We start from the raw sequence: 6,111 nt of genomic DNA on the forward strand, positions 1-6,111 counted from the left end.
ATATGAACGCAAGATGAACAGGACATTACAACTTCGGAAACACCACAGTAAAAGTCGTACCCTGCCCTTTACGACTAACAGCGTTAATTGTTCCACCATGCAGTTTAACAACCTGCATGACGATCGATAAGCCAAGTCCTGTTCCGCCTGTTTCCTGTGTTCTCGAGTCATCTGCTCGGTAAAAACGGTCAAAAATGCGCTCAAGTCCCTCTTCATCAATGCCAATTCCATTGTCTTGGATAAGAACTGTAACATGATCCGGCTGTTCGGTTAACACGACTTCAATCGCACCGCCAATCTCTGTATACTTTAGTGCATTCGATAGCAGGTTTTCCCAAACTTTCTCAAGAAATGCAGGGTCTCCGGTGAAACGAACTTCTTCAAGATCCATTTCTAACGTCATTTCTTTCTCTTCAAGCAACCATCTAAACTTGCGGACTGTCTCCTTCAACTGCATGTCCAAGTCAAAGGTCTTCTTTTCGAGTGGGGATGATAACTGATCGAGTGATGTGAGAAGCAGCAACTGTTTCGTCAATGAAGACAATCGTTCCGTTTCAGATTGGATAACGTTAGCATAACTTTTCCGTGAGTCTTCCGTGAGCTTATCGTCCAACAGAAGCTCGGCATATCCTTTTATATTAAGTAACGGCGACTGGAAATCATGCGACACATCGCTTATGAATTCTTTGCGTATCCGATCATTTTCACTAAGTTTCCTCGTCATCAGCTGAAAGCTTTTCGCCAGTTGCCCAATTTCATCTTTCCGATTAATATCGAGCGTTCCAGAGAACTGTTCTTCGCCAACTTTTTTCGTCGCGGCAGTTAACTCTGTAATGGGATCAATCAACATTTTAGCCACAATCAGCATCGCCAGCAAACTGATAATTGCCATGATCAGCACCATCCCACCAAGGATATAGTGCACTTCCGTAAAGAGCATCTTAATGTCTGGGCGTAGAAAAAGGGCATACGTTTCCCCACTATATTCAAAGGGCACCCCCACGGTGTTTGCTAATTCATTCGAGAAAAATCCGGTTACGAACGTTTCGCCTGGGAGATCTCTCATCCCGTGATACACGTCACCATTCAATACCTGTTCTACAACGTTGTTTGAAAGATTTTCTACCCGAAATGCTTCCCCATACATCGTGGCTTCTTGGTTTTCATTGACAACGTAGAGCTTATACCCGACCGCAGACTGCGTTTCAAGGTAATTTACCAGATCTAATTCCTTATCCGATTCAATGAATGACGCAATGCTTTTCGCAATGCTCATATTCTTCTCGTCGTTTTGCCCTTTCAACTGTTGATGGTAATATGTATTGACCGCTAGAAATGCAATCAGCGCACTTGCTATCATGATAACGGTTGTCATCGCGATAAATTTTCCGTACAGCGACCTCATGAGGATGACACTTCAAGCTTATACCCAACACCACGCACTGTTGAGATGGTTACTTCCCCTGTCAGCTTCGTCAATTTGTCTCGAATTCGCTTGATATGAACGTTTAACGTCTGTTCATCGCCCTCATAGTCATAACCCCATACCCGTTCAATTAGTATTTCCCTAGTAAATACATGATTTGACCGTGATGCCAAAACTGAAAGTAATTCAAACTCCTTTAACGGCAGAAGAAGCACTTTCTTGCCAACAGAGACTTCATAGCTCTGCCGATTTATTTTCATCGGTCCAGCTTGAATGAACACATCAACTGCTTTATCGTATCTGCGCAAAATTGCATTTATCCGAAATAACAATTCTCTCGGCTCGAACGGTTTTACAACATAATCATCGGAACCCGCAAGGAACCCTTTTTCCTTATCTTCTAGCTCCCCTTTGGCCGTTAGCAATAAAACCGGTATATCCGCCTCTGCCCTAAGCTTCTTCGTCAACTTATAGCCGTCCATTCTTGGCATCATCACGTCCACGACTGCCAAATCAGGTAAGTCCTTTTCCAATAACTCCAGCGCCTCAAAACCATCCGATGCTTTCATAACTGTATACCCGGCCTGTGTCAGCTGAATGCTCACAAGCTCCAAAATATTAGGATCATCGTCTACCACCAATATCTTCATCATGTTACGCGCCTCCTCTTTCTACCGGATGACCTCCGCCATTCCGCATTTAACAAACCTGACAGCAAAATAATAACCGCCGTCAAATAAAACCAAATAACAAGTAGGATAATACCCGACAATTGTCCATATAAGCGAGTATAGTCAACGTTCGAAACATAGCTCCCGAACACAAGTGAAAATAACTGCCAACCAATAGCAGAAAAGAGTGCTCCCGGAAGTGCTTCTTTAAACTTCATCTTACCTGTTGGCACCACTTTATAAAACAATAAGAAGAATAGAAACAGAAACAACGTTCCCAAACCCCATTTAACATTCGGCCAAATATAAAACCAACCTTGCCATTCCTCAATCGTATCGTAATAAGTCACAACTCTATATAAAGCCTTTTCGATAATTGGAAGAAACAATGATAACGGAATGACTAACATAAAAAGAAGCGTTACTCCAAGATCACGTATCAGTACTTTCCAATATGCATAGCGACGTACATAGCCATTCGCCAGGTCAAGTGAACGCGCAAGCGACTGTACAGCCATGGAAGTAATCCAGAACGCTGCTACAAGGCTTGCATATAGCACCTTCCCATGCCCTTTATTGAGAACCGCACGAACATTTTCCTCTATTACAGTAAACGCTTCATCAGGCGTGAAAGGTCTGAGAAATGTCAAAAGCATCTCTTCATCAACGGGAAACAAACTGAGTAAGGAAAGGATGAAAAGAAAAAATGGAAACATGGACAATAAAAGATAGTATGCAGTCTGTGCTGCCTGATCAAAAAAGCGTTCATAAAAAAAACGAACCACTACATTTTTAATAATTGTCATTTGCAACCCCCTCTACTTCAATATACCCTATTCTAATGAATGCCATAGGATAACTATAAAGGGATATAGAATATTTATAGAGGTGAATTGTATTAAGTTATTGGTTGAGAGTAGGTGCCTCGGACCGATCAGATAATCCTGGTAACGATCATATCCATTGCTAGCCGATCATATAACACTGGTAACGATCATATCCCATTGCTAACCGATCATATAATCATGGCAACGATCATATCCCATTGCTAACCAATCACATAACACTGGAATCGATCATATCCCATTGCTAACCAATCACATAACACTGGAATCGATCATAACTCATTGCTAACCAATCACATAACACTGGAATCGATCATATCCCATCGCTAACCGATTACATAACACTGGCAACGATCATATCCCATCGCTAACCAATCACATAACACTGGCAACGATCAAATCCCATTGCTAATTAATCACATATCTCATCCTTAACCAATTATATAACCAATGAGATTAATTCCAAATGCAGATTTCCGACAATAAAGAACTATTCCTTTTTTCGACCACATACCCATAAACTCTCCAAAAAGTTAACATTAAAAATAAATACAAAAAAACCACTACCTATAAGGTAATGGCCTTTCAATGAGACCGGCGGCGTCCTACTCTCGCAGGGGGAAACCCCCAACTACCATCGGCGCTGAAGAGCTTAACTTCCGTGTTCGGGATGGGAACGGGTGTGACCTCTTCGCAATCGTCACCAGACTCTTTGAGCTTGTTCGCTCAAAACTGAATAAAACAGACATTGTGCTACACGAATCAGGGTAATCAAGCCCTTTTCAAAATTGGTTAAGTCCTCGATCGATTAGTATCCGTCAGCTCCACACGTCGCCGTGCTTCCACCCCAGACCTATCAACCTCATCTTCTTTGAGGGATCTTACTTACTTGCGTAATGGGAAATCTCATCTCGAGGGGGGCTTCATGCTTAGATGCTTTCAGCATTTATCCCGTCCATACATAGCTACCCAGCGATGCCTTTGGCAAGACAACTGGTACACCAGAGGTATGTCCATCCCGGTCCTCTCGTACTAAGGACAGCTCCTCTCAAATTTCCTGCGCCCGCGACGGATAGGGACCGAACTGTCTCACGACGTTCTGAACCCAGCTCGCGTACCGCTTTAATGGGCGAACAGCCCAACCCTTGGGACCGACTACAGCCCCAGGATGCGATGAGCCGACATCGAGGTGCCAAACCTCCCCGTCGATGTGGACTCTTGGGGGAGATAAGCCTGTTATCCCCGGGGTAGCTTTTATCCGTTGAGCGATGGCCCTTCCATGCGGAACCACCGGATCACTAAGCCCGTCTTTCGACCCTGCTCGACTTGTAGGTCTCGCAGTCAAGCTCCCTTATGCCTTTGCACTCTACGAATGATGTCCAACCATTCTGAGGGAACCTTTGGGCGCCTCCGTTACTCTTTAGGAGGCGACCGCCCCAGTCAAACTGCCCGCCTGACACTGTCTCCTGCCCCGATAAGGGGCATGGGTTAGAAGTCCAATACAGCCAGGGTAGTATCCCACCAACGCCTCATCCGAAGCTAGCGCTCCGGAATCCAAGGCTCCTACCTATCCTGTACAGGCTGCACCGGAATTCAATATCAGGTTACAGTAAAGCTCCACGGGGTCTTTCCGTCCTGTCGCGGGTAACCTGCATCTTCACAGGTATTATAATTTCACCGAGTCTCTCGTTGAGACAGTGCCCAGATCGTTACGCCTTTCGTGCGGGTCGGAACTTACCCGACAAGGAATTTCGCTACCTTAGGACCGTTATAGTTACGGCCGCCGTTTACTGGGGCTTCAATTCGAAGCTTCGCTTGCGCTGACCTCTCCTCTTAACCTTCCAGCACCGGGCAGGCGTCAGCCCCTATACTTCACCTTGCGGTTTTGCAGAGACCTGTGTTTTTGCTAAACAGTCGCCTGGGCCTATTCACTGCGGCTCTCTCGGGCTTTAACACCCTACCAGAGCACCCCTTCTCCCGAAGTTACGGGGTCATTTTGCCGAGTTCCTTAACGAGAGTTCTCTCGATCACCTTAGGATTCTCTCCTCGCCTACCTGTGTCGGTTTGCGGTACAGGCACCTCCCGCCTCGCTAGAGGCTTTTCTTGGCAGCGTGAAATCAGGGACTCAGGGATAAATCCCCTTGCTGTAACAGCTCAATGTTATAGGAACGGGATTTGCCTCATTCCACACCTCACTGCTTAGACGCGCATAACCAACAGCGCGCTCACCCTATCCTACTGCGTCACCCCATTGCTCAAACGGCGGGGAGGTGGTACAGGAATATCAACCTGTTGTCCATCGTCTACGCCTTTCGGCCTCAACTTAGGTCCTGACTAACCCTGAGCGGACGAGCCTTCCTCAGGAAACCTTGGGCATTCGGTGGAAGGGATTCTCACCCTTCTTTCGCTACTCATACCGGCATTCTCACTTCCAAGCGCTCCACCAGTCCTTACGGTCTAGCTTCGACGCCCTTGGAACGCTCTCCTACCACTGACATCTAAGATGTCAATCCACAGTTTCGGTGATTCGTTTAGCCCCGGTACATTTTCGGCGCAGCGCCACTCGACCAGTGAGCTATTACGCACTCTTTAAATGATGGCTGCTTCTAAGCCAACATCCTGGTTGTCTGGGCAACGCCACATCCTTTTCCACTTAACGAATACTTGGGGACCTTAACTGGTGGTCTGGGCTGTTTCCCTCTCGACTACGGATCTTATCACCCGCAGTCTGACTCCCAAACATAAATCATCGGCATTCGGAGTTTGTCTGAATTCGGTAACCCGGGATGGGCCCCTAGTCCAAACAGTGCTCTACCTCCGAGATTCTTAAGTTTGAGGCTAGCCCTAAAGCTATTTCGGAGAGAACCAGCTATCTCCAGGTTCGATTGGAATTTCACCGCTACCCACACCTCATCCCCGCACTTTTCAACGTACGTGGGTTCGGGCCTCCAGTAAGTGTTACCTTACCTTCACCCTGGACATGGGTAGATCACCTGGTTTCGGGTCTACGACCCCATACTCTATCGCCCTATTCAGACTCGCTTTCGCTGCGGCTCCGCATTCACTGCTTAACCTTGCATGGAATCGTAACTCGCCGGTTCATTCTACAAAAGGCACGCCATCACCCATTAACGGGCTCTGACAACTTGTAGGCACATGGTTTCAGGAT

3 protein-coding genes and 2 rRNA genes (1 of these 5 cut by a window edge) are annotated in these 6,111 nt (G+C 46.4%); all 5 read right to left on the reverse strand.

The features are described from left to right. Positions 1-25: 25 nt before the first annotated feature. Positions 26-1,405, reverse strand: coding sequence for a HAMP domain-containing sensor histidine kinase (locus H7992_RS23740; protein WP_187046240.1), 1,380 nt, complete (start codon positions 1,403-1,405; stop codon positions 26-28). After that, the gene (locus tag H7992_RS23745; protein WP_304627132.1) at positions 1,402-2,076 is read right to left on the reverse strand and encodes a response regulator transcription factor; all 675 of its coding nucleotides are present in this window, start codon (positions 2,074-2,076) and stop codon (positions 1,402-1,404) included. The genes H7992_RS23740 and H7992_RS23745 overlap by 4 nt, the downstream gene beginning before the upstream one ends. Next, entirely contained in the window at positions 2,076-2,903 is an 828-nt protein-coding gene (locus tag H7992_RS23750; RefSeq protein WP_187046242.1) for a YihY/virulence factor BrkB family protein, read from the reverse strand. Before H7992_RS23750 ends, H7992_RS23745 begins: the two co-directional genes overlap by 1 nt. A gap of 631 nt (positions 2,904-3,534) precedes the next feature. Further along, positions 3,535-3,650 (reverse strand): 5S ribosomal RNA (gene rrf, locus H7992_RS23755). 80 nt (positions 3,651-3,730) lie between these two features. Next, positions 3,731-6,111 (reverse strand): 23S ribosomal RNA (locus H7992_RS23760) (it continues 551 nt past the right edge of the window).

The sequence above is a fragment of the Sporosarcina sp. resist genome, from assembly GCF_014302295.1.
Lineage (GTDB): Bacteria > Bacillota > Bacilli > Bacillales_A > Planococcaceae > Sporosarcina > Sporosarcina psychrophila.